19 protein-coding genes are annotated in these 23,244 nt (G+C 71.3%); 1 reads left to right on the forward strand and 18 read right to left on the reverse strand.

What is annotated here, in order from left to right; genetic code table 11:
- Positions 1-49: 49 nt before the first annotated feature.
- A complete protein-coding gene (gene lspA / locus OHS17_RS08440) occupies positions 50-703 on the reverse strand; it encodes a signal peptidase II (protein ID WP_330311663.1) in 654 nt (217 codons plus the stop codon).
- A 57-nt stretch (positions 704-760) separates the two neighbouring features.
- Positions 761-1,402 (reverse strand): TraR/DksA family transcriptional regulator, encoded by a 642-nt coding sequence (locus OHS17_RS08445; RefSeq protein WP_018104463.1) that lies wholly within the window; start codon positions 1,400-1,402, stop codon positions 761-763.
- Between the two features lie 550 nt (positions 1,403-1,952).
- Between OHS17_RS08445 and ileS the strand changes: the two genes are divergently transcribed.
- Positions 1,953-5,096, forward strand: a complete 3,144-nt coding sequence (ileS, locus tag OHS17_RS08450) for an isoleucine--tRNA ligase (protein ID WP_330311664.1) — start codon at positions 1,953-1,955, stop codon at positions 5,094-5,096.
- 247 nt (positions 5,097-5,343) lie between these two features.
- Here ileS and OHS17_RS08455 read toward each other — a convergent pair whose 3' ends face one another.
- From OHS17_RS08455 to rsmH, 16 genes are all read right to left on the reverse strand, one after another.
- Positions 5,344-6,471, reverse strand: coding sequence for a DivIVA domain-containing protein (locus tag OHS17_RS08455; RefSeq protein ID WP_018104461.1), 1,128 nt, complete (start codon positions 6,469-6,471; stop codon positions 5,344-5,346).
- Positions 6,472-6,520: 49 nt separating this feature from the next.
- On the reverse strand, positions 6,521-6,805 hold the full coding sequence (locus OHS17_RS08460; protein WP_018104460.1) for a YggT family protein: 285 nt from the start codon (positions 6,803-6,805) through the stop codon (positions 6,521-6,523).
- 72 nt (positions 6,806-6,877) lie between these two features.
- Positions 6,878-7,495, reverse strand: a complete 618-nt coding sequence (locus OHS17_RS08465) for a cell division protein SepF (RefSeq protein ID WP_018104459.1) — start codon at positions 7,493-7,495, stop codon at positions 6,878-6,880.
- A gap of 124 nt (positions 7,496-7,619) precedes the next feature.
- Positions 7,620-8,339 (reverse strand): YggS family pyridoxal phosphate-dependent enzyme, encoded by a 720-nt coding sequence (locus OHS17_RS08470; protein WP_161211267.1) that lies wholly within the window; start codon positions 8,337-8,339, stop codon positions 7,620-7,622.
- Positions 8,340-8,345: 6 nt separating this feature from the next.
- A complete protein-coding gene (pgeF, locus tag OHS17_RS08475; protein WP_443066125.1) occupies positions 8,346-9,104 on the reverse strand; it encodes a peptidoglycan editing factor PgeF in 759 nt (252 codons plus the stop codon).
- Entirely contained in the window at positions 9,101-10,324 is a 1,224-nt protein-coding gene (gene ftsZ, locus OHS17_RS08480; RefSeq protein ID WP_018104456.1) for a cell division protein FtsZ, read from the reverse strand. The genes pgeF and ftsZ overlap by 4 nt, the downstream gene beginning before the upstream one ends.
- 276 nt (positions 10,325-10,600) lie before the next feature.
- On the reverse strand, positions 10,601-11,395 hold the full coding sequence (locus OHS17_RS08485) for a cell division protein FtsQ/DivIB (protein ID WP_330311666.1): 795 nt from the start codon (positions 11,393-11,395) through the stop codon (positions 10,601-10,603).
- A 51-nt stretch (positions 11,396-11,446) separates the two neighbouring features.
- Complete coding sequence (gene murG / locus OHS17_RS08490) at positions 11,447-12,541, reverse strand: undecaprenyldiphospho-muramoylpentapeptide beta-N-acetylglucosaminyltransferase (RefSeq protein ID WP_018104454.1); 1,095 nt, start codon at positions 12,539-12,541, stop codon at positions 11,447-11,449.
- Between the two features lie 6 nt (positions 12,542-12,547).
- Positions 12,548-13,882 (reverse strand): putative lipid II flippase FtsW, encoded by a 1,335-nt coding sequence (ftsW, locus tag OHS17_RS08495; protein ID WP_330311667.1) that lies wholly within the window; start codon positions 13,880-13,882, stop codon positions 12,548-12,550.
- A 49-nt stretch (positions 13,883-13,931) separates the two neighbouring features.
- Positions 13,932-15,359, reverse strand: a complete 1,428-nt coding sequence (murD, locus tag OHS17_RS08500; protein ID WP_330315190.1) for a UDP-N-acetylmuramoyl-L-alanine--D-glutamate ligase — start codon at positions 15,357-15,359, stop codon at positions 13,932-13,934.
- A complete protein-coding gene (gene mraY, locus OHS17_RS08505; protein WP_018104451.1) occupies positions 15,356-16,426 on the reverse strand; it encodes a phospho-N-acetylmuramoyl-pentapeptide-transferase in 1,071 nt (356 codons plus the stop codon). Before mraY ends, murD begins: the two co-directional genes overlap by 4 nt.
- Positions 16,423-17,829, reverse strand: a complete 1,407-nt coding sequence (locus OHS17_RS08510) for a UDP-N-acetylmuramoyl-tripeptide--D-alanyl-D-alanine ligase (RefSeq protein ID WP_161212482.1) — start codon at positions 17,827-17,829, stop codon at positions 16,423-16,425. Before OHS17_RS08510 ends, mraY begins: the two co-directional genes overlap by 4 nt.
- Before the next feature lie 4 nt (positions 17,830-17,833).
- A complete protein-coding gene (locus OHS17_RS08515) occupies positions 17,834-19,552 on the reverse strand; it encodes a UDP-N-acetylmuramoyl-L-alanyl-D-glutamate--2,6-diaminopimelate ligase (protein ID WP_330311668.1) in 1,719 nt (572 codons plus the stop codon).
- 17 nt (positions 19,553-19,569) lie between these two features.
- A complete protein-coding gene (locus OHS17_RS08520) occupies positions 19,570-21,549 on the reverse strand; it encodes a peptidoglycan D,D-transpeptidase FtsI family protein (RefSeq protein WP_330311669.1) in 1,980 nt (659 codons plus the stop codon).
- A 4-nt stretch (positions 21,550-21,553) separates the two neighbouring features.
- Positions 21,554-22,027, reverse strand: a complete 474-nt coding sequence (locus tag OHS17_RS08525) for an FtsB family cell division protein (protein WP_330315191.1) — start codon at positions 22,025-22,027, stop codon at positions 21,554-21,556.
- Between the two features lie 94 nt (positions 22,028-22,121).
- The gene (rsmH, locus tag OHS17_RS08530; RefSeq protein WP_018104446.1) at positions 22,122-23,087 is read right to left on the reverse strand and encodes a 16S rRNA (cytosine(1402)-N(4))-methyltransferase RsmH; all 966 of its coding nucleotides are present in this window, start codon (positions 23,085-23,087) and stop codon (positions 22,122-22,124) included.
- Positions 23,088-23,244: the final 157 nt, after the last annotated feature.

Below are 23,244 nucleotides of genomic sequence, written 5' to 3' on the forward strand. Positions count from 1 at the left end.
TTGCCCCCGCCGGTCCTCGTCCCGCGGTCCGAAAGGCCCTGGGAAAGGCCTAGTCCTTGTGCACGGTGCCGTCGGGGTCCAGGCCCCGGAAGGAGAGGAACACGATCAGGATGCCGCCGCAGACGATCGCGGAGTCGGCCAGGTTGAAGACGGCGAAGTGGGCGGGGGCGATGAAGTCCACCACCGCGCCCTCGAAGACGCCCGGCGCGCGGAAGATGCGGTCGGTGAGGTTCCCCAGGGCGCCGCCGAGCAGCAGGCCGAGCGCGATGGCCCACGGCAGGCTGTACAGCTTGCGGGCCAGCCGCGCGATCACCACGATGACGGTCGCCGCGATGATCGTGAAGATGATCGTGAACGCCTCGCCGAAGCCGAACGCGGCCCCCGAGTTGCGCAGGGCGTCCAGCTTGAGCCAGTCGCCGAGGAGCTCGACCGGCTCCTGGTGCTCCAGCTTCGCCACGACGAGCATCTTGCTGCCGAGGTCCAGCAGGTACGCGACGACGGCGACGCAGAACAGCAGGATGACCCGGCGCCGCCGGGTGGCCGGCGAGCGGTCGACGTCCGCGTCCGCCGCGGTGGCCCCGGTGTCCGGGGCCTCCGGCGCGCCCTGGTCCGGGGAAGCGGCCGAGCTTTCCGGCCCGGTCTCTCCGCTTCCCTCAGCCCCGGTGATGTCCGGCGTACCGATGATGCGCTCCGCCTCTGCCACGTGAGTCCCTCAACCTAGTTCCCGACTGAGGACGAGGGTACGGCACGCCCGTGCGAATCAGCCTCGTCGCTCCTGCTTCTGCTTGTCCTCGACACACAGCGTGGCCCGGGGGAACGCCTGCATCCGCGCCTTGCCGATCGGCTTGCCGCAGACCTCGCAGAGCCCGTACGTGCCGGCCTCCAGGCGGGCCAGGGCGCGCTCGGTCTGGTCCAGCATCTCCTGGGCGTTGGCGGCGAGCTGCATCTCGTGCTCGCGGGTGATGTTCTTGGTGCCGGTGTCGGCCTCGTCGTCGCCCGCCCCGTCGCCGGAGTCCCGCATCAGCCCGGCCAGCGCGAGACCGGATGCCTCCAGCTCGTTGCGGAGCCGGGTGGCCTCGCCGGTCAGCCCGTCCCGCGCGGAGGCGACCTCCTCCGGGGTCCAGGGGTCCTCGCCCGGCCGTACGGCCAGCTCTCCCGGCGCCGTGGCGCCCCGGGCGGGCGGCACGGGTGCCGTGTCCTCGCCCGCGGTCCGGGTACCGGCCGCGCTCTTCTTGGCTACCACCGTGTGGGCTCCCGTCTGATCGGCGGCCTCGGCCGCCCCCGTGGTCGCCGAGGCCGCGGTGGCCCCGGTCTTCTTCGGCGTGGTCTTCTTCGCCGCGGTCTTCCGGGCCGCCGCCTTCTTGGCGGAGGTCTTCTTGCCGGGCGCCTTCTTCTCCACCATGGCCGCGGCCCCTTCACACACTGTGATCTTGCTCGCCAGTCGTGCTGGGACGATAAGTCGACCCACGCCCCGCGGCAACGGGGCACGCCGCCGCATCCCGCCTCCCCGTGTCCGGATCACCGTGTGTCTGCCTCCGTTGTGCCCAGCTCCCCACCGGGTAATCCGGCTTTCCGTCCCGCGCCGGGCCGCGCTCCGGCCGCGGACGCCCCGTATGGCCATTCGGGTCACCCCCGGCCCCTCCGTAAACCGGTCGGACGGCGTGCCCCGGGGCCCGTACACTGGCCTCAGCGAGAGGCGTGGATGGGACGAGTAGCGTCGTACGCAGCCAGCAGCGACCCGGGGACGGTGGGAGCCCGGGGGCGAGCGCGTCGTGAAGATCACCCCGGAGCCGCCGGAGGAACGCCCCGAGGGGCCAGTAGAACCGGCATCGCACCCCAATGAGGGGGCCCGGGGCGCACGCCCGGGGCCAAGGAGGGTGGTACCGCGGGGACCGGCTCGGTTCTCGTCCCTCCGACGGAAGTGGAAGACGTCCGCCGGAGGAAGCCCGCACATGACATCGCCGCAGTACCGCCAGGTACCCGCCCAGGTCGACCTGCCCGCCCTCGAGCACGCCGTGCTCGACTTCTGGCGCGAGAACAAGGTCTTCAACAAGAGCCTCGACCAGTCCGAGGGCCGCCCGGAGTGGGTGTTCTACGAGGGCCCGCCGACCGCCAACGGCATGCCCGGCGCCCACCACATCGAGGCCCGCGTCTTCAAGGACGTCTTCCCCCGTTTCCGGACCATGCAGGGCTACCACGTCGGCCGCAAGGCCGGCTGGGACTGCCACGGCCTGCCCGTCGAGCTGGCGGTCGAGAAGGAGCTGGGCTTCAACGGCAAGAAGGACATCGAGGCGTACGGCATCGCCGAGTTCAACGCCAAGTGCCGCGAGTCCGTGACCCGGCACACCGACGCCTTCGCCGAGCTCACGACCCGCATGGGCTACTGGGTCGACCTGGACGACGCGTACCGCACGATGGACCCCGAGTACGTCGAGTCCGTGTGGTGGTCGTTGAAGGAGATCTTCAACAAGGGCCTGCTGGTCCAGGACCACCGCGTCGCCCCCTGGTGCCCGCGCTGCGGCACCGGCCTGTCCGATCACGAGCTGGCGCAGGGCTACGAGACGGTGGTCGACCCCTCCGTCTTCGTGCGCTTCCCGCTCACCTCCGGACCGCTGGCCGGCGAGGCCGCGCTCCTGGTCTGGACGACGACCCCGTGGACCCTGGTCTCCAACACCGCCGTCGCCGCGCACCCGGACGTCACCTACGTCGTCGCGACGAACGGCGAGGAGAAGCTCGTCGTCGCGCAGCCGCTGGTGGAGAAGGCGCTCGGCGAGGGCTGGGAGCTCACCGGCCAGTCGTTCACCGGCCGCGAGATGGAGCGCTGGACGTACGAGCGCCCGTTCGCCCTGCTCGACTTCCCGGCGCCCGCGCACTACGTCGTCAACGCCGAGTACGTGACGACCGAGGACGGTACGGGTCTGGTCCACCAGTCCCCCGCCTTCGGCGCCGACGACCTCCTGGTCTGCAAGGCGTACGGCCTGCCGGTGGTCAACCCGGTCCGCCCCGACGGCACCTTCGAGGAGGATCTGCCGCTGGTCGGCGGGGTCTTCTTCAAGAAGGCCGACGAGGCGCTGACCGAGGACCTCAAGGACCGCGGCCTGCTCTTCCGCCACGTCCCGTACGAGCACAGCTACCCGCACTGCTGGCGCTGCCACACCGCGCTGCTGTACTACGCGCAGCCGTCCTGGTACATCCGCACCACGGCGGTCAAGGAGCGGCTGCTCCAGGAGAACGAGAAGACCAACTGGTTCCCGGACTCCGTCAAGCACGGCCGCTTCGGCGACTGGCTGACCAACAACGTCGACTGGGCGCTGTCCCGCAACCGCTACTGGGGCACCCCGCTGCCGATCTGGCGCTGCGAGGAGGGCCACCTCACCTGTGTCGGCTCACGCGCCGAACTGGGCGAGCTGTCCGGCACGGACCTCTCCGGCCTGGACCCGCACCGCCCGTTCATCGACGACGTCACCTTCGCCTGTACGCACGAGGGCTGCGGCCTGGAGGCGCGCCGCGTCCCGGAGGTCATCGACGCCTGGTACGACTCGGGCTCGATGCCGTTCGCGCAGTGGGGCTACCCGTACAAGAACAAGGAGATCTTCGAGAGCCGCTACCCGGCGCAGTTCATCTCGGAGGCCATCGACCAGACCCGCGGCTGGTTCTACACGCTGATGGCCGTCGGCACGCTCGTCTTCGACAAGTCGTCGTACGAGAACGTCGTCTGCCTGGGCCACATCCTCGCCGAGGACGGCCGGAAGATGTCCAAGCACCTGGGCAACATCCTCCAGCCCATCCCGCTCATGGACCAGCACGGCGCGGACGCGGTGCGCTGGTTCATGGCGGCGGGCGGCTCCCCCTGGGCGGCCCGGCGCGTGGGCCACGGCACGATCCAGGAGGTCGTCCGCAAGACGCTCCTCACGTACTGGAACACGGTGGCCTTCCAGGCCCTGTACGCCCGTACGTCGAGCTGGGCGCCCTCGGCCGCGGACCCGGCGCCCGCCGAGCGGACCGTCCTGGACCGCTGGCTGCTCGGCGAGCTGAACACGCTGGTCGACCAGGTCACGCAGGCGCTGGAGGGCTACGACACGCAGCGGGCCGGAAAGCTGCTGTCCGCGTTCGTGGACGACCTGTCCAACTGGTACGTGCGCCGCTCCCGGCGCCGCTTCTGGCAGGGCGACAAGGCGGCGCTGCGCACGCTGCACGAGGTGGTGGAGACCGTCACGCGGCTGATGGCCCCGCTGACCCCGTTCATCACCGAGCGGGTCTGGCAGGACCTGGTCGTGCCGGTCACCCCGGACGCGCCGGAGTCGGTCCACCTGTCGTCCTGGCCGAAGGCGGACCCGGCGGCGACCGACCCCGCGCTCTCGGTGCAGATGGCGCTGGTACGGCGTCTGGTCGAGCTGGGCCGGGCCACGCGGGCGGAGTCGGGCGTCAAGACCCGCCAGCCGCTGTCCCGGGCGCTGGTCGCGGCCTCGGGCTTCGAGGCCCTGTCCGCGGAGCTGCGCGCCCAGATCACGGAGGAGCTGAACGTCTCCTCGCTCGCCTCCCTCTCCGAGGTGGGCGGCTCGCTGGTCGACACCACGGCCAAGGCGAACTTCCGGGCGCTCGGCAAGCGCTTCGGCAAGGGCGTCCAGGCGGTGGCCAAGGCGGTCGCGAACGCGGACGCGGCGGCCCTGTCGCTCGCCCTGCGCGAGGGCACGGCGTCGGTGGAGGTGGACGGCGAGACGGTCACCCTCTCGCCGGACGAGGTGATCATCACGGAGACCCCGCGCGAGGGCTGGTCCGTCGCCTCGGACTCGGGCGCGACGGTCGCCCTGGACCTGGAGATCACCCCGGAGCTGCGGCGCGCGGGCCTGGCCCGTGACGCGATCCGCCTGATCCAGGAGGCCCGCAAGAACAGCGGCCTGGACGTCGCGGACCGCATCGCCGTCCGCTGGACCTCCACGTCCCCCGCGACGACGGAGGCCCTCACCGAGCACGCGACCCTGATCGCGGACGAGGTCCTGGCCCTGGACTACGCGGAGTCCGCCCCGGACACCACGTACGGCCCCCCCTTCGAGGACGAGGGCCTGTCCCTCACGTTCCACCTCCGCAAGGCGTAGCCGTAACCGGAGGGGCCCGGCCGGAGACCGTTCCGGCCGGGCCCTTTCCTGTTCCCCTACCCGCCCCTCTTCAGCCTCGCCGGCGTTTGAGGCGCGGGGTCTGGGGCGGAGCCCCAGTTCCGGGAAGGGGCGGGGGGAACAAGCCCCGTGCAGCGGACCGGGTACGCAAAAGGGCCGGGCCCCGGGGAAACCCCGGGGCCCGGCCCTCAGCCTGCCGACGGCTACGCGCTCAACGAGCGCGCCCCGCTCAGTTGTCGTCCTCGTCGATCAGAAACCCACGCATCGGCGACGGCGCCTGCTGCATCGGCTGCGGCGCCTGCGGCCGCACCGGCGCCATCGGCTGCGTCATCGCCGGCGACATCTGCTGCTGACCGCCGTACGACGGGGCACCGCCCATGGACGGGTTTCCGCCACCCATCGGCTGTCCGCCGTGGTTGCCGCCCATCGTGTGCCCCATGGCACCCGCACCGGCCGGAGCCAGCGAGGGCGACGGCGGCAGCGACGCGGCGGCCGGGGTGCGCGGCGGAGCCAGCGAGTCGTCCGCCTGGGTCTCCAGCTGACGCAGCTGGCTCTCCAGGTAGGACTTCAGACGCGTCCGGTACTCGCGCTCGAAGCCCCGCAGGTCCTCGACCTTGCGCTCCAGCGTCGCGCGGGCGGACTCCAGCGAGCCCATGGCCACGCGGTGCTTCTCCTGCGCGTCCCGCTCCAGCGCGTCCGCCTTGGCGCGGGCGTCCCGCTCCAGGCCCTCGGCGCGGCTGCGCGCCTCGCCGACGATCTTGTTGGCCTCGGAACGGGCCTCCGCGATCGCCTGGTCGGCGGTCTGCTGGGCCAGGGACAGGACACGGGCGGCGCTGTCGCCACCGGGGCCCTGCTGCTGCATCTGCGGCGGGGGCTGCATCTGCTGCATCTGCTGCTGCGGGTTGTGACCGCCCATGGGACCGCCCATCGGGCCGCCCATGGGGCCACCCTGCATCGGGCCGGGGCCGTGGGGGCCCTGCGGACCGGGGCCGTGCGGGCCCTGGGGGCCGTGACCGCTGGGACCGGCGGGCAGCTGAGGAGCACCACCGGGCAGCTGGGGGGGACCCATCTGCGGGGGCTGCTGCTGGACCGGCGGGCCCGATATGGCGGCGGGCACCGGGGCACCCGGCCGGTCCTGCTGCTCAGGCGGCTTACGCATGCCCTGCTGCTGGTTCTGCGCGGCGGCACGCGTGGCGGCGGCCAGCTTGGCACGCAGGTCCTCGTTCTCACGGAGCAGGCGGGTCAGCTCCGACTCGACCTCGTCGAGGAAGGCATCGACCTCGTCCTCGTCGTAGCCCTCTCGGAGGCGGACCGTCGTGAACTGCTTGTTCCGCACATCCTCGGGAGTCAGCGGCATCTCTTCTTCACCTCTACGTAGTCGTCGGCAGTCGGCAAGACCGTATCGCTCACAGCCTGACCACGATGCTGATCAGGATGGAAACGATGATCATCAGAACGAAGAAGGACAGGTCGAGTGCCACGCCCCCGAGACGCAGCGGCGGGATGAACCGCCGCAGGAGCTTGAGCGGTGGATCGGTGACCGTGTAGGTCGTCTCCAGGACGACCACCATCGGCTTGCCCGGCTGCCATGAACGTGCGAACTGGAAGACGTAGTCCATGACGAGCCGGAAGATCAGCACGATGAGGAAACACATCAACGCGATGTAGACAACACTTTGTGCGACGCCCATCTCTCGCGCTTCCCTCTCCCCTGGCTCTCGTAGCACCGGCCTCTCGGCCGGGTTGTTCCCGGTGTCGTGTTCTCAGCTCTGGTTGAAGAATCCGCCCTCTGCGATGCGGGCCTTGTCCTCCGCCGTGACATCGACGTTAGCAGGCGACAACAGGAACACCTTCTGTGTCACTCGCTCAATGCTGCCATGGAGACCGAAGACCAGTCCCGCGGCAAAGTCGACAAGTCGCTTTGCGTCCGTATCGTCCATCTCCGTGAGATTCATGATCACCGGAGTGCCCTCACGGAAGTGTTCCCCGATGGTACGGGCCTCGTTGTACGTCCTGGGGTGCAGCGTCGTGATCCGGTAGGGCTCGCGCTCGGACACGACCTTGGGCATGATCACCGGTGCGTTCTTCTCCATGTTCGGACGTTCAGGTGTGATGGATGCCACGGGTGCGATCCGGGCGGGTCGCTCACGCTCCGCAGGGATCTGGACCGGCTCCCGCTGCGCCGGCGGCTGGACCGCGCGGACCGGTTCGTCGCGCTCCCGGTCCCGCTCCACCTGATGCGCGGGCTGGTGCCGGCGCCGGTCGCGCTCGGGCTCCGGCTCGGGTTCGAATTCGTCGTCGGGGTCGAACCCCGGGCCGTCGTACCCATCGTCCTCCACGAGGCCGAGGTAGACCGCCATCTTGCGCATCGCGCCGGCCATGCTCTGAGTCCTCCGCTCTGTGGTGGATCGGCATCTGTCACCAAGTGCCCGCGATCCACTCCGGCCTGCCCGCCCTGGGCGGTAATGACCATATTTTCTGCTGTGGTCCGACTTCTTGGCGACGTTACCCGAGCCCGGGTCGGACTCCGAGTACCGCAGTACCGACGCGCACATGTGTCGCTCCGGCCGCGATCGCATCCTCGAGGTCCGCACTCATCCCTGCAGAGACCATGTTCGCAGCCGGATGGTTCCCGCGCAGCCGGGATGAGAATTCCATCAGCCGGTCGAACGCGGCCCGTTGCCGCCCGGCGAAGGGCCCGGCGAGCGGCGCGACGGTCATCAGTCCGTCCAGCCGGAGCCCGGGCGCGGCGGCGACCGCGTCCGCCAACTCCTCGATCCCGTCGGGCGCGACGCCCCCGCGGGCCCCCCGCTCGCCGCTCTCCGCGTCGAGCGCGACCTGGAGGAGACAGCCGAGTTCGCGCTCGCGGCGCCCGGCCGCCGCCGAGAGGGCGGTGACGAGCTTCGTACGGTCCACGGACTGCACGACATCGGCATAACCGGCCACGGAACGGACCTTGTTGGTCTGCAACTGACCGACAAAGTGCCAGGAGAGAGACAGATCTGCGCATTCCGCAGCCTTGGGGGCGGCGTCCTGGTCGCGGTTCTCCGCGACCTGACGCACACCGAGTCCGTGCAGAATCCGCACATCGCTCGCGGGGTAGGTCTTGGTGACCACGATCAGGGTCACCTCCTCCCGCTTGCGACCGGCCGCGACGCAGGCCGAGGCGATCCGTTCCTCCACCCGCGCCAGATTCGCTGCGAGTTGTTCCTTGCGTTCCGTCATGCCCTATCAGTCCAGCCAGACATATCCGGCGAGCCGCCCGGTGGTGCGGTCGCGTCGGTACGAGAAGTGGTCGCCCGATTCCAGGGTGCAGAAGGGCGACGCCTGCCGGTCGGTGACGCCGAGCTCCGCGAGCTGGGCGTGCACCCCGCCGGTGACGTCCACCGCGGGGGTGCCCCAGCTGGTTTCGGACCAGGTGCCCGGCACGCTCGCGGCGACCTCGTCCCGCATCACCGCCGGCACCTCGTAGCACCGCCCGCAGACGGCCGGCCCGGTCCGGGCGGTGATCCGGGAGACCTCCGCGCCCAGCCGGACCATGGCCTCGACCGCGGCCGGCACGACCCCGGCGACCAGCCCCGGCCGCCCGGCGTGCGCCGCGGCGACGACACCGGCCTCCGGGTCGGCGAGCAGGACGGGCGTGCAGTCGGCGGTCAGCACGGCGAGCGCGAGTCCGCGCCGCGCGGTGACCACCGCGTCCACGGCGGGAATCTCCGCCGCTTCGCCCCAGGGTCCTTCGACCACGGCCACGTCCCGGCCGTGGACCTGGTTCATCCAGACGACCCGCGCCGGATCGAGCCCCCGGGCGCGCGCGGCCCGCTCGCGGTTGGCGAGAACGGCGGCGGGGTCGTCACCGACCGCGCCGCCGAGATTGAGCTCCGCGTACGGGGCGGCGCTCACTCCGCCCCACCTGTCGGTGAAGGAGAAATGAGCGCCGCCCCGCGAAAAGACAGAGACCGTCGGGTCCACTGCGTCATGCGGATCTATCACTTCAAGAAGTCCGGTACGTCCAGCTCTTCGGCCTGGGAGTCCGAGTAGGGACGGGCCGGCGGGACATGCGGCGGCGAGACGACCGGCGGAAGGTGGGTCTCACCCGACACCGGGACCGGCTCGGCCTGCGCCGGCTGCTCCTCGCGCGGCGGCACCGAACCGAGCCCGCCGGACTGGCGCACCGGCTCGGGCGCGGAACGGACCGGCGTCGGGGCCGGCTCCTCGCGCTTGGCGCTGTTCGCACCGAGGACGTTCTCCCGCCGGGCCGGCGGCTGTCCGCCGTCGAAGCCCGCCGCGATCACGGTGACCCGCACCTCGTCGCCGAGGGCGTCGTCGATGACCGCGCCGAAGATGATGTTCGCCTCCGGGTGGGCCGCCTCGCTCACCAGCTGGGCGGCCTCGTTGATCTCGAAGAGACCGAGGTCGCTGCCGCCGGAGATGGAGAGCAGGACACCGCGGGCGCCGTCGATGGACGCCTCCAGGAGCGGCGAGGAGATCGCCATCTCCGCGGCGGCCACCGCGCGGTCGTCGCCGCGGGCGGAGCCGATGCCCATGAGGGCGGAACCGGCCTCGGACATGACCGACTTGACGTCGGCGAAGTCGAGGTTGATCAGGCCCGGCGTGGTGATGAGGTCGGTGATGCCCTGGACGCCCGAGAGCAGGACCTGGTCCGCCGACTTGAACGCGTCGAGCACGCTGACCTGGCGGTCCGAGATGGACAGCAGCCGGTCGTTGGGAATGACGATGAGGGTGTCGACCTCTTCGCGGAGCTCGGCGATGCCGTCCTCCGCCTGATTGGCGCGACGCCGGCCCTCGAAGGTGAACGGGCGGGTGACCACACCGATCGTCAGGGCGCCGAGCGAGCGCGCGATGTTGGCGACCACGGGGGCGCCACCGGTGCCGGTGCCGCCGCCTTCGCCTGCGGTGACGAAGACCATGTCGGCCCCCTTGAGGACCTCCTCGATCTCCTCACGGTGGTCCTCTGCCGCCTTACGACCGACGGCCGGGTTCGCCCCGGCGCCGAGGCCGCGGGTGAGTTCGCGGCCGACGTCGAGCTTGACGTCGGCGTCGCTCATCAACAGGGCTTGCGCATCCGTGTTGATCGCGATGAACTCGACGCCCTTGAGACCGACCTCGATCATTCGGTTGATGGCATTGACACCACCGCCGCCGACACCGATGACCTTGATGACTGCGAGGTAGTTCTGCGGTGCTGCCACGTCGAAGGCCTCTCGCCTCGAGTTACGTGTCGTCGCTTCGCGGTGATCCCGCCGCGACGACGGATGCCGATTGGGACGGTCCGAACGCCGACCCAAACCCTAACGTTCAAGTTTAGGGTTACCAGTGTGTCTGCTTCATGGACTCTTCCGAACAGGACACTAAGTCGACAAGTGGCGCACGTTCAACGAACACGCCGAACCTCCCGTTTTTCTTTTCACCCTATGTGATCACCCGTAGCGCTGACCAACCAGGGTGCTGGCCAGGCCAAATGTGCGTCAACCACCCGACACCGCAGGGGCGGTGGGGGCACTCACGTCGAAGTGTCCCGCTTTGGGGGCGGCCTTCATGAGAGCGGTGAGGACTTTCGCCTTCACCGCGCCCGCTCCGCCGCTTCCCCACATCACCGTGCGATCCCCGCTGAGTTCCAGGGAGATGGCGTCGTACGAGTCGACCCGGACGACCCGGGTGTCCTCGGCGATGCCGTCCGGAAGGTCACCCGCGACCCGGACCGCTTCCCGCACCAGCCGGTCACCGCCGAAGCGGCGCAGGCTCGCGGAACGGCCTGTGGCCACTTCCAGCAGAGGCACGCGCCCGGGCGACTTGTCCACCGTCGCGAAGCGGACGCCCTCGTCGTCCACTTCGATGAACTTTCCGCCCTTTTTCACCAACAGGACCGGCTTTCGTTCGGTCACCTTAAGTCCGATCCCGTGCGGCCATGACCGAACGACATCCACCTTGTCGATACGAGGCAACTTCTGGCGCAACCTCTTCTCGATGGCGCCGGTGTCGACGGAGACGAGCGGGGCGTCCATCGGCACCGCCGCGGCGCGCTCCACCTCGGCCGGTGTCAGCACCCCGACTCCGGTGATCCTGACCTGTTCGACCCGCAGCCAGGAGGAGCCGTACAGCGCCCAGACGGCGCCGGAGCCGAGCAGCAGCACGGCTCCGGCGATCAGGAGCAGCAGCCGGCGCCGGGAGACGCGGCGCCCCTCGGGGCGTGGCCGCGGCGGCCGGTCCGGGGCGTCCTCCTGCTTCCCTGCACCGCGCTGGGCGGTCGTCGGTCCGGCCACGCTCGCTCCTTATGCCGGGTCCGGGGGCCACCGCCCCCGGACCCGTCGGCCTCACGCGTTACGGCGTGCGGCGATCGCCTCGTACACCATGCCGACCAGCAGATCGTCGGCGTCCCGGCGGCCGAACTCGGCGGCGGCCCGGGACATTTCATACAACCGGTGCGGATCGGACAGCACCGGGAGGACGTTGCCCTGCACCCACTCGGGGGTGAGCGCGGCGTCGTCCACCAGCAGGCCGCCGCCGGCGTTGACCACCGGCTGGGCGTTGAGCCGCTGTTCGCCGTTGCCGATGGGCAACGGGACGTAGGCGGCGGGCAGTCCGACGGCGGAGAGTTCGGCGACGGTCATCGCGCCCGCGCGGCAGAGCATCATGTCGGCCGCGGCGTACGCGAGATCCATCCGGTCCACGTACGGTACCGGGATGTAGGGGGGCATCCCGGGCATGTTGTCCACGCGCGGCAATTCGTTCTTCGGCCCGACCACGTGCAGGATCTGGATGCCGGAGCGCTGGAGCAGCGGAGCGACGCGCTGCACCACCTCGTTGAGGTGGCGGGCGCCCTGCGAGCCGCCGGAGACCAGCAGGGTCGGCAGGTTGGGGTCGAGGCCGAACGCCGCGCGCGCCTCGGGGCGGACGCGGGCCCGGTCGAGCGTGGCGATGGTGCGGCGGAGCGGGATGCCGATGTAGCGGGCGCCGCGCAGCTTGCTGTCGGGCGTGGAGACGGCGACGCCGTGCGCGTACCGCGAGCCGATCTTGTTGGCCAGACCGGGGCGGGCGTTGGCCTCGTGGACCACGATCGGGACGCCCGCGCGCTTGGCGGCGAGATAGCCCGGCAGGGCCACGTAACCGCCGAAGCCGACCACGCAGTCGGCCCTGGTGCGTTCCAGGATCTGCTCGGCGGCCTTGATGGTGCCGCGCAGCCGGCCCGGGACGGTGATGAGTTCGGGGGTGGGCTTGCGCGGCAGCGGTACGGCCGGGATCAGCGCCAGTTCGTACCCCCGCTCGGGTACGAGTCTGGTCTCGAGTCCGCGCTCCGTGCCGAGAGCGGTGATCCCCACGCTCGGGTCCTGCCTGCGCAGGGCGTCCGCGAGGGCAAGCGCGGGCTCGATGTGGCCGGCGGTCCCCCCGCCGGCGAGTACGACATGCACCGAATTTCACCGCTCTCCGGACGGCCGCTTCTTGACGCGCCGTCTCATCGTCTTCCATCTCACCCCGGGCCTCCGCACGGCCAGGGCCGCCTTCGCGGCGGGCTCGTCCCGCGCGAACGCGATCAGCAGCCCGACGGCGAACATGGTCGGCAGCAGGGCCGACCCCCCGTAGGAGAACAACGGGAGCGGGACACCGGCGATCGGCAGCAGGCCGAGCACCGCACCGATGTTGATCACAGCCTGCGCCGTGATCCAGGTGGTCACACCTCCCGCTGCGTACCTCACGAAGGGGTCCTCCGTGCGTCCGGCCACGCGGATACCCGCATAGCCTAGAGCCGCGAAGAGGGCGAGCACCGACAGCGTCCCCGCCAGCCCCAGTTCCTCCCCGGTGATGGCGAAGATGAAGTCGGTGTGCGGTTCGGGAAGTTGGCCCCATTTTTCCACACTCGCACCGAGACCGGAACCGAACCATCCGCCCGATGCCAGAGCATAGATGCCGTGCACGGCCTGCCAGCAGGAGCCTCCCGGCCCCGGCTCGCTGGCCCCCATGCAGTCCAGCCTGGACATGCGGTTGGGGCTGGTCTTGATCAGCAGGAATCCGATGAGCCCGGCGGTGGCGAGCACTCCGGCGAACAGCCGGGTGGGTGCCCCGGCCAGCCAGAGCAGGCCGAACAGAATGGCCGTGAGAATGATCGCAGTGCCCATGTCGCCGCCGAGCATGATGAGCCCGAGCAGCATGAAGGCGACCGGCACCAGCGGCACCAGCATGTGCTTCCACTGGGTCAGCAGCCGCTTGTCCTGTTTGCGGGCGAGCAGGTCGGCCCCCCACAGCACGAGCGCCAGCTTGCCGAACTCGCTGGGCTGGAGCTGGAAGGGCCCGCCCAGATAGAGCCAGTTGCGGTTGCCGTTGACCGACATCCCTATCCCCGGCACCTGGACCAGGACCATCAGGAAGACGGCGCCCATGAGCAGCGGGTAGGACAGCGCGCGGTGCAGCTTCACCGGCATCCGGGCGGCGGCCGCCATCAGCCCGGCCCCGATCACGGCGGCCAGGAACTGCTTGCGGAAGAAGTAGGTGCCGGGCTTGCCGAGCTCCAGCGCCTTGATCATCGAGGCGGAGTAGACCATCACCAGGCCGAGCACGGTGATCAGCAGTCCGGCGCCCAGGATCACGTAGTACGCCGTCAGCGGCCGGTCCCAGGCCCGCCGGGCCCGCTCGTACAGCCGCCGCACCCCGCCGCCGCGCGGGCTGCGGGGGCCGCCGGTGCTCCGGGCCCGCACCGCCGCGGGCCGCCGGGCCTTGGCCGCGGGCCTGACCCGCACGCTCTCTTCGGCCGGCATGTCCCTGTCCCCTCCACTGCTCGTGCCCGGGGCGCGGCGGCCGGGCCCGTCAGACGCTCTCGGCGGCGCGTGCGCGGACGGCGTCCGCGAATGCCTCGCCCCGCTTGTTGTAGTTGACGAACATGTCCATGGAGGCGCAGGCCGGGGCCATCAGTACGGTGTCTCCCGGCCGGGCGAGCCGCGCGGCCTCGCGGACCGCCTCGGACATCGCCCCAGTGTCGGTCCGGTCGAGGTCGACCACGGGTACCTCGGGGGCGTGTCGCGCGAGGGCTTCGCGGATCAGGGCGCGGTCGGCGCCGATGAGCACGACGCCCCGCAGCCGCTTGGCGCAGCCGGTCACCAGCTCGTCGAAGGTGGCGCCCTTGGCCAGGCCGCCGGCGATCCAGACGAGGGAGTCGTAGGCGGCGAGCGAGGCTTCGGCGGCGTGCGTGTTGGTGGCCTTGGAGTCGTCCACGTACGCGACCCCGGCCACGTCCGCGACGTGCTCGATGCGGTGCGGGTCGGGGCGGAAGTTCCGCAGCCCGTCGCGGACGGCGGCGGGTTCGACGCCGAAGGCGCGGGCCAGCGCCGCGGCGGCCAGCGCGTTGGCGATGTTGTGCGGGGCCGGCGGGTTGACGTCGCCGACCTCGGCCAGCTCCTGGGCCTGCTTCTGGCGGTTCTGCACGAACGCCCGGTCGACCAGGATGCCGTCCACCACGCCGAGCTGCGAGGGCCCCGGCGTACCGAGGGTGAAGCCGATGGCGCGGCAGCCCTCCTCGACGTCCGCCTCGCGCACCAGGTCCTCGGTGGCCGGGTCGGCCGCGTTGTAGACGCAGGCGACGCGGTTGCCCTCGTAGATCCGGCCCTTGTCGGCGGCGTACGCCTCCATGGAGCCGTGCCAGTCGAGGTGGTCGGGGGCCAGGTTGAGCACGGCGGCCGAGTGGGCGCGCAGCGAGGGCGCCCAGTGCAGCTGGTAGCTGGAGAGTTCGACGGCGAGCACGTCGTACGTCTCCTCGCCGAGGACGGCGTCCAGCAGGGAGACGCCGATGTTGCCGACGGCGGCGGTGCGCAGCCCGGCGGCCTCCAGGATGGAGGCGAGCATCCGTACAGTCGTGGTCTTGCCGTTGGTGCCGGTGACCGCGAGCCAGGGGGCCGGCTCCCGGCCGTCCTGACCGCGCAGCCGCCAGGCGAGTTCGACGTCGCCCCAGACCGGGACGCCCGCCTCGGCGGCCGCGGCGAACAGCGGCTTGCCGGGCTTCCAGCCGGGGGCGGTGACGATCAGCTCGGTGGACTCGGGCAGGGTGTCGCCGTCGCCCAGGCGCACGGCGACACCCTGCGCCTCCAGCTCGGCGGCCTGGGCGCGGGAGCGCTCGTCGTCGCCGTCGTTGACGACGGTGACGACGGCGCCGAGGCCGTGCAGGACCCGGGCCGCCGGGATCCCGGAGACCCCGAGCCCGGCGACCGTGACGTGCTTGCCCTGCCAGTCCACGTTGCTCACTTCTTGGCTGCCCATCCTGCGTAGAAGAGGCCGAGTCCGACGATCACGCACATGCCCTGGATGATCCAGAAGCGGACCACGACAAGGACTTCGGACCACCCCTTGAGTTCGAAGTGGTGCTGGAGCGGGGCCATGCGGAAGACGCGCTTGCGGGTCATCTTGAACGAGCCGACCTGGATGACGACGGACATCGTGATCATCACGAAGAGGCCGCCGAGGATGGCCATCAGGAATTCGGTGCGGGAGCAGATCGCCAGGCCGGCGAGCGCGCCGCCGAGGGCGAGCGAACCGGTGTCCCCCATGAAGATCTTGGCCGGGGAGGTGTTCCACCACAGGAAGCCGAAGCAGGAGCCCATCAGCGCGGAGGCCACGACCGCGAGGTCGAGTGGATCACGCACTTCGAAACAGGCGCTCGGGTTCGTGAGGGTGGTGGCGTTGGCGCAGGACTCCTGGAACTGCCAGAGCCCGATGAAGGTGTACGCGCCGAAGACCATCACCGACGCGCCGGTGGCCAGGCCGTCCAGACCGTCCGTCAGGTTCACGCCGTTGGACATGGCGAGAATCATGAACAGCGCCCAGACGACGAACAGCACCGGGCCGATCGACCAGCCGAAGTCCTCCACGAAGGAGAGCTTCGTGGAGGCCGGGGTGTTGCCGCGGGCGTCGGCGAACTGGAGCGAGAGCACCGCGAAGGCGATCCCGACTATCAGCTGGCCGGCCATCTTCGCCTTGGCCCGCAGACCGAGCGAGCGCTGCTTGACGATCTTGATGTAGTCGTCGAGGAAGCCGACGAGTCCCATGCCGGCCATCAGGAAGAGGACCAGCACACCGGAGAAGCGCATCTCCTCGCCGGTGATCACCTTCGCCAGGAAGTACGCGATGAGCGTCGCCAGGATGAAGGCGATGCCGCCCATCGTGGGCGTGCCCTTCTTGGACCCGTGGGTACGCGGGCCGTCGTCGCGGATGAACTGCCCGTATCCCTTGCGGGCCAGGAGCTTGATCAGCAGCGGCGTGCCGACCAGGGTCAGGAAGAGCCCGATGGCTCCCGCGAAGAGGATCTGCCTCATCGGCCCGCGACCTCGCCCTCGGTCGCGTTCTCCAGCAGTGCTGTGACGACCTGCTCAAGGCCGACCGACCGGGACGCCTTCACCAGCACCACGTCTCCCGGGCGCAGTTCCCTGCGCAACAGGTCGACGGCAGCCTGTGCGTCGGACACGTGCACCGACTCCTCACCCCACGAACCCTCGTTGTATGCGCCCAGTTGCAGCCAGGAGGCTTCTCTGCCCCCGACCGCGACGAGCTTGCTGACGTTGAGCCGGACGGCGAGCCGTCCGACCGCGTCGTGCTCGGCGAGCGAGGCGTCGCCGAGCTCGGCCATCAGGCCGAGCACCGCCCACGTACGACGCCCCTTCCCCATGGCGGCCAGCGCGCGGAGCGCTGCCTTCATGGATTCGGGGTTGGCGTTGTAGGCGTCATTGACGAACGTCACGCCGTCCGGACGCTCGGTGACCTCCATGCGCCAGCGGGAGAGGGTGCCCGCCTCGGAGAGCCCTTCGGCGATCTCGTCTGCGGACAGGCCCAGCTCATGGGCGACGGCGGCCGCGGCGAGCGCGTTCGACACGTGGTGCTCACCGTACAGGCGCATGGTCACCTCGCTGCACCCGGTGGGTGTTCGGAGGCGGAACGCGGGGCGTCCGTCGTCGGTGAGGTGGACGTCTTCGCCCCGTACGTCCGCATCCGCGCCCTCGCCGAAGAGGACGACGCGGGCCTTGGTACGGGAGGACATGGCGCGTACGAGAGGGTCGTCGGCGTTGAGCACGGCGATGCCGTCCTCGGGGAGCGACTCGACCATCTCGCCCTTGGCCTGGGCGATCTGCTCCTTGCCGCCGAACTCGCCGATGTGCGCGCTGCCGACGTTGAGCACCAGGCCGATGCGCGGCGGGACGAGTCCGGTGAGGTAGCGGATGTCCCCGATGTAGCGGGCGCCCATTTCGAGGACCAGGTGCTTGGTCTCGTCGGTGGCGCGCAGCGCGGTGAGCGGCAGGCCGATCTCGTTGTTGAGGTTGCCCTCCGGGTAGACGGTGGGCCCCTTGCGCTCCAGGAGTTGCGCGATGAGGTCCTTGGTGGAGGTCTTGCCCGCGGAGCCGGTGAGGGCGACGACGGTGGCGCCGAGGCGGCCGACGACGGCGCGGGAGAGCGCGCCGAGGGCGGCCACGACGTCGTCCACGACGATCGCGGGAACGCCGACGGGGCGGGTGGCCAGGACGAGGGCCGCGCCCGCCGCGACGGCGCGCTCGGCGTAGTCGTGGCCGTCGGCCCGTTCGCCGGCGAAGGCGACGAAGAGGCTGCCGGGGGTCACCTTGCGGGAGTCGATGACGACGGGCCCGCTGACGGTTGCCGACCGGTCCGGTATGTCGTGCGTCTGCCCGCCGACGATTTCGGCGATCTCGGCGAGGGAAAGGGCGATCACTTGGTCATCCCTGACTGTTGTTCTCGTGGTGGGAGGCACGGGGTCCGGCGCCTTCGTGCCCCAGGGAGCGCTCGATGGCCTCGCGCAGGACGACCCGGTCGTCGAAGGGGCGGACGACGCCGTGGACGTCCTGGCCCTGCTCGTGGCCCTTGCCGGCGACGAGCACGGTGTCGCCGGGCTCGGCCCGGGCCACCGCGGCGGCGACGGCCGCGGCGCGGTCGGCGTCGACCAGGACGTCGCCGCGCTCGTGGACGGGCACCTCGGCGGCGCCCGCGAGCATGGCCGCGAGGATGCCGAGGGGGTCCTCGGAACGGGGGTTGTCGGAGGTCAGCACGGCGGTGTCGGCGAGCCGGGCCGCCGCCGCGCCCATCGGGCCGCGCTTGGTGGTGTCGCGGTCTCCGCCGCAGCCGAGGACGATGTGCAGCCGGCCCTTGGTGACCTTGCGCAGGGACCGCAGCACGGACTCGACGGCGTCGGTCTTGTGCGCGTAGTCGACCAGGGCGAGGTAGGGCTGTCCGGCGTCGATCCGCTCCAGCCGGCCGGGCACCCCGGGCACGGTCGCGATGCCGTCCGCCGCGGTCTGCGGGTCGATGCCGGCGACGGCGAGGGCGACGATCGCGGCCAGCGTGTTGGCGACGTTGAACGGGCCGGGCAGCGGGGCCTTGGCGGTGGCCCGCTCGCCGTTCGGCCCGACGGCGGTGAAGGTGGACCCGAGCTGGCCGACGACGACGTCCTCGGCGCGCCAGTCGGCGTCCGGGTGGCCCTCGGCGGAGAAGGTCGTGACGGGCACCGTCGCCTCGGTGACGAGCCTGCGGCCGTACTCGTCGTCGTAGTTGACGACGCCCTGCCTGCTGCGGCGCGGGGTGAACAGCTGGGCCTTGGCCTGGAAGTAGTCCTCCATGCCGGAGTGGAACTCCATGTGCTCCGGGCTGAGGTTGTTGAAGACGGCGACGTCGAAGACGCAGCCGTCGACCCGGCCGAGGACCAGCGCGTGGCTGGAGACCTCCATGGTGACGGCGTCGGCGCCGCGTTCGCGCATGACGGCGAACAGGGCCTGGAGATCGGTGGCTTCGGGCGTGGTGCGCTCGGATTTGATGCGCTCGTCGCCGATCCGCATCTCCACCGTGCCGATGAGCCCGGAGGTGCGTCCGGCGCCGCGGAAGCCGCCCTCGACCAGGTAGGCGGTGGTGGTCTTGCCGGAGGTGCCGGTGATGCCGACCTGGAGGAGGCCGGTGCCGGGGTGGCCGTAGATCTCGGCGGCGAGTTCGCCCATCCGGCCGCGCGGGTTCTCGGTGACCAGGACCGGCACACCGGTGGCCCGGGCGCGGTCGGCGCCGGAGGGGTCGGTGAGGATGGCCGCGGCGCCGAGACCGGCCGCCTGGGTGGCGAAGTCGGCGCCGTGCAGACGGGCGCCCGGCAGGGCCGCGTACAGGTCTCCGGGGCGCACCGCGCGGGAGTCGTGGGTGATGCCGGTGATGTCGCCGGTGCCCGGCGGTTCAAGTCCCAGCCGCTCTGCCAGCGTGACCAGGGAGGTGGGCCGCAGGCGGTCCGGGCGAGGCGCTCCCGGGTAGTTCACAGGCGCGTCCTTCTGGGTCGTTCGGGGCTGTTCGGCGTGGGGCACGGCGGTGAGCGTACCGGGCTCACCGGGCCTCTCGCGAAGTGAGGGGCCGGCGGACCGGACGTTCTCGTTCCGGTTCCCGGGGTCGGGCGTGATGGTTGTCACTGGTGGTCTCCGCGCGTTCACTCGCCGGTTCCGAAGAACACCGGCAGCTTGGCCGGCGCGTGGCCGGACGGGGGTGTCTGGAGGGTCTTGAGGGCGAATTCCATGACCTGCTTGTAGATGGGCCCGCAGGTCTGGCCGCCGAAGTGGCTGCCCTTGGTGGGGTTCTGGATCGCGCAGTAGACGGTGACCTGGGGGTCGTCGGCCGGCGCGAAACCGGCGAAGGAGGCGGTGTAGCCGTGGTAGCCGCCGCGCACCGGGTCGACGCGGTTGGCGGTGCCGGTCTTGCCCGCGACCCGGTAGCCGGGGATCTGGGCCTTGGTGCCGGTGCCCTCCTGGTCGGCGACCACCGATTCGAGCATGGTGGCGAGCGTCTTCGCGGTCTTCTCGCTGACCACGCGCGTCTGTTCGGGCGCCTCGGCCGGGTTGAAGCGGCCGTCCGGGCCCTTGGTGCCGCGTACGAGCGTCGGCTGGATCCGTACGCCTCCGTTGGCGATGGTCGAGTAGATCGAGGCGGCCTGCATGGCGTTGAGGGAGAGGCCCTGGCCGAACGGGATCGTGTACTGCTGCGAGGTGGACCAGTCCTGCGGCTTGGCGAGGAGGCCGGGCGTCTCGCCGGGGTAGCCGAGCCCGGTGGGCGATCCGATGCCGAATTTCCTCAGATAGGAGTACAGCACCTTGTTCGCCTGCGGTTGCGTCTTGCCGAGCTGGCCGGTGGCCATGATGGTGCCGATGTTGCTGGACTTGGCGAGCACGCCGTTGAGCGTCAGCTGCCAGGTGGCGTGGTCGACGTCGTCCTTGAAGAGGCGGTCGCCCCGGTGCAGCCGGTTGGGGACCGTGACGTGCGTGAGGGGCGTGGCGGCGCCTTCTTCGAGGACGGCGGCCATGGACATCACCTTGCTGGTGGAGCCGGGCTCGTAGACGTCCTGGAGGGCCGCGTTGCCGAGCGAGGCGGCGTCGGCCTGGGAGAGGTCGTTGGGGTCGAAGCCCGGGGAGTTGGCCATGGCGAGGACCTCGCCGGTGCGGGTGTTCTGCACGATGACGTAACCGCGGTCGGCCTTGGACTTCGTGACCTGTTCGGAGATGGCCTTCTGGGCCGCCCACTGGATGTCGCGGTCGATGGTCAGCTCGATGTCGGAGCCGGGGACCGCGGGGACCTCCTTGGTGCCTGCCGTGGGCACCCTGCGGCCGCCGGACTGGGCGTACTTGATGGTGCCGTCCTCGCCCGCGAGCTCCTTGTCGAGCTGGGATTCGAGCCCGCCGGCGCCCTTGCCCTCGGCGTTGACGTAACCCAGTATCCCGGCGGCCAGGGTGCCGTTGGGGTAGACCCGCTTGGTGGTGCCCTCCTGGAAGACGCCCGCCAGCACGTTGGCACCGGGCCCGCCGGCCGCCTTGTCCTTGGCGGCCTTCTCGGCGAAGACGGACTTGAGGTCCTTGATCTGCTTCCAGACCTGCGGGGTCTGCCTGCGCGCGAGGACCGCGTACCGGCTCTTGGGCTTGGAGAGCTTCTTGACCAGCCCGTCGGCGTCGACGCCGAGGATCGGCGCGAGCAGGGCGGCGGCCTGCTGGGGGGCGTCGGGGGCCTTGCTGTCGGCCGGCGTGAACATCTTGGGGTCGGCCGTGATGTCGTACGCGTCCACGCTGGTGGCCAGCGCGATGCCGCTGCGGTCGGTGATCTCCCCGCGTTCCGCGGCGACCGTGTAGCTCAGGTAGCGGTTCGTCTCGGCCTTCGCGGCGTACGCGTGCGCGTCGACGGCCTGGACCTGGAGGAGCCGGACGACGAACGCGATCATGACGAGCGTCAGGGCGAGGCTGACCAGCCGCAGCCGGGGGCGCGGGCTGCCCAGCCGCAGCGGCCGCCGGGAGCGGGCCCGCTGAGCGGCGGACGGGGGCCGCCGGCGCTGCTGGGGCCGGGGCCGGGGGCGGCCGGACGCCGCGGAGGCGTTACGGGGACGCGCGGGGCCGGGTACCCGGCGGCGCGGCGGTTCCTTGGGGGGCACTGCGTCACCTGCCGGGGCTCGTGGAGGGCTGGGCTGCCGGTGTGCCGGAGGGCGTGGACCCGGTGGGCCCGGGCGCCGGGGTGACGGCGGCCGTAGCGGTGGGGGTGGGCGTGGGCGTCGGTGTGGGGGTCGGCGTGCTCGGCGGGGGCGCGACGACCGGGGCCGGAGCGGCCTTGGACGGGACGCCCCGGACCTTGCCGTCGGGGTCGAGGAAGGCGGGGCTGCCGCCGGGGACCATGCCCAGCTCCCGGGCGCGGCGGGCCAGGGCGTCGGGCTCGAAGGAGGCGTCGACGTCGCGCTGGAGGGCCTGCTGCTCGTCGGTGAGTTCGGTGGTCCGCTTCTTCAGCTCGCTCAGCTCGAAAGAGCCCTCGTTGAGCGCGGAGTTGAGCAGCAGCAGCGTGATCAGGCCGCCCCCGAGGAGCACCACGACCAGCAGGACGAACGGGGTCCGGGCCGCGGTGCTCGGCCCGGCGGGCATCAGCCGGGTGAGCCGTGCGACGCGTCCTTGTCGCTGCCCGGCCGGTTTGCTCACCGCGCCGCTCCGTCCCCGGCGCGCGCGGCCGTCCGCCGGCTCACCGCTCGTCCTCGCGGATGCGCTGGGCGCCGCGCAGCCGGGCGGGGGCGGCGCGGCGGTTCTCGGCGACCTCCTCCTCGGTGGGGAGTTCGGCGCCCCGGGTGAGGAGCTTCAGCCGGGGCTGGTAGCGCTCGGGGACGACGGGCAGGCCGGGCGGGGCGGTGTTGGCGGCGCCCGCCGCGAGGACCTGCTTCACGAGCCGGTCCTCCAGGGACTGGTACGAGAGGACCGCGATGCGCCCGCCGACGGCGAGGGCGGCGACGGCGGCCGGGATGGCCCGCTCCAGGACGGTGAGCTCCCCGTTGACCTCGATGCGCAGGGCCTGGAAGGTGCGCTTGGCGGGGTTGCCCCCGGTGCGCATGGCGGCCTGCGGCAGGGCCTCGCGGATGAGTTCGACCAGCCGGGCGCTGTTGGTGAAGGGCTCCTTCTCGCGCTCGCGCACAACGGCGGAGACGATGCGCTTGGCCTGCTTCTCCTCGCCGTACGCGCGCAGGATGCGCACCAGTTCGCCCGGTGGGTAGGTGTTGAGGACCTCGGCGGCGCTCACACCGGTCGTCTGGTCCATGCGCATGTCGAGCGGTGCGTCGCGGGCGTAGGCGAAGCCCCGGTCGGACTCGTCCAGCTGCATCGAGGAGACGCCGAGGTCGAACAGGATGCCCTGCACCTTGGGGATGCCGAGCCGGTCGAGCACCTCGGGCAGTTCGTCGTAGACGGCGTGCACCAGGGTCGCGCGGTCGCCGTAGGGGGCGAGCCGTTCGCCGGAGAGGCGCAGGGCCTCCTTGTCCCGGTCGAGGGCGATCAGCCGGGCGGTGGGAAAGGCGGAGAGCAGCGCCTCGCTGTGGCCGCCGAGGCCGAGGGTGCAGTCGACGACCACGGGGGGCTGCGGGCCCGGGGCCTCCAGAGCCGGTGCCAACAGGTCCAGGCATCGCTGGAGCATCACCGGGACGTGTCGGGTCTGGCTCATGCGCCCTCTCAGGCTCAGCTCCCGGTGGCGGGACGTACGGCCTGGTCCCCGCCCGCTCGCGAAGGGGAGGTCCGCCGGCGCCGGGGAAGGGGCGTCAGCCGACCGGCGAGCGGGAGAGGGCCGGGCCGTACGTACGCCGCGCACACGGGTAAAAGTT

Origin of the sequence: Streptomyces sp. NBC_00523, assembly GCF_036346615.1 — a bacterium.
Classification (GTDB): Bacteria; Actinomycetota; Actinomycetes; order Streptomycetales; family Streptomycetaceae; genus Streptomyces.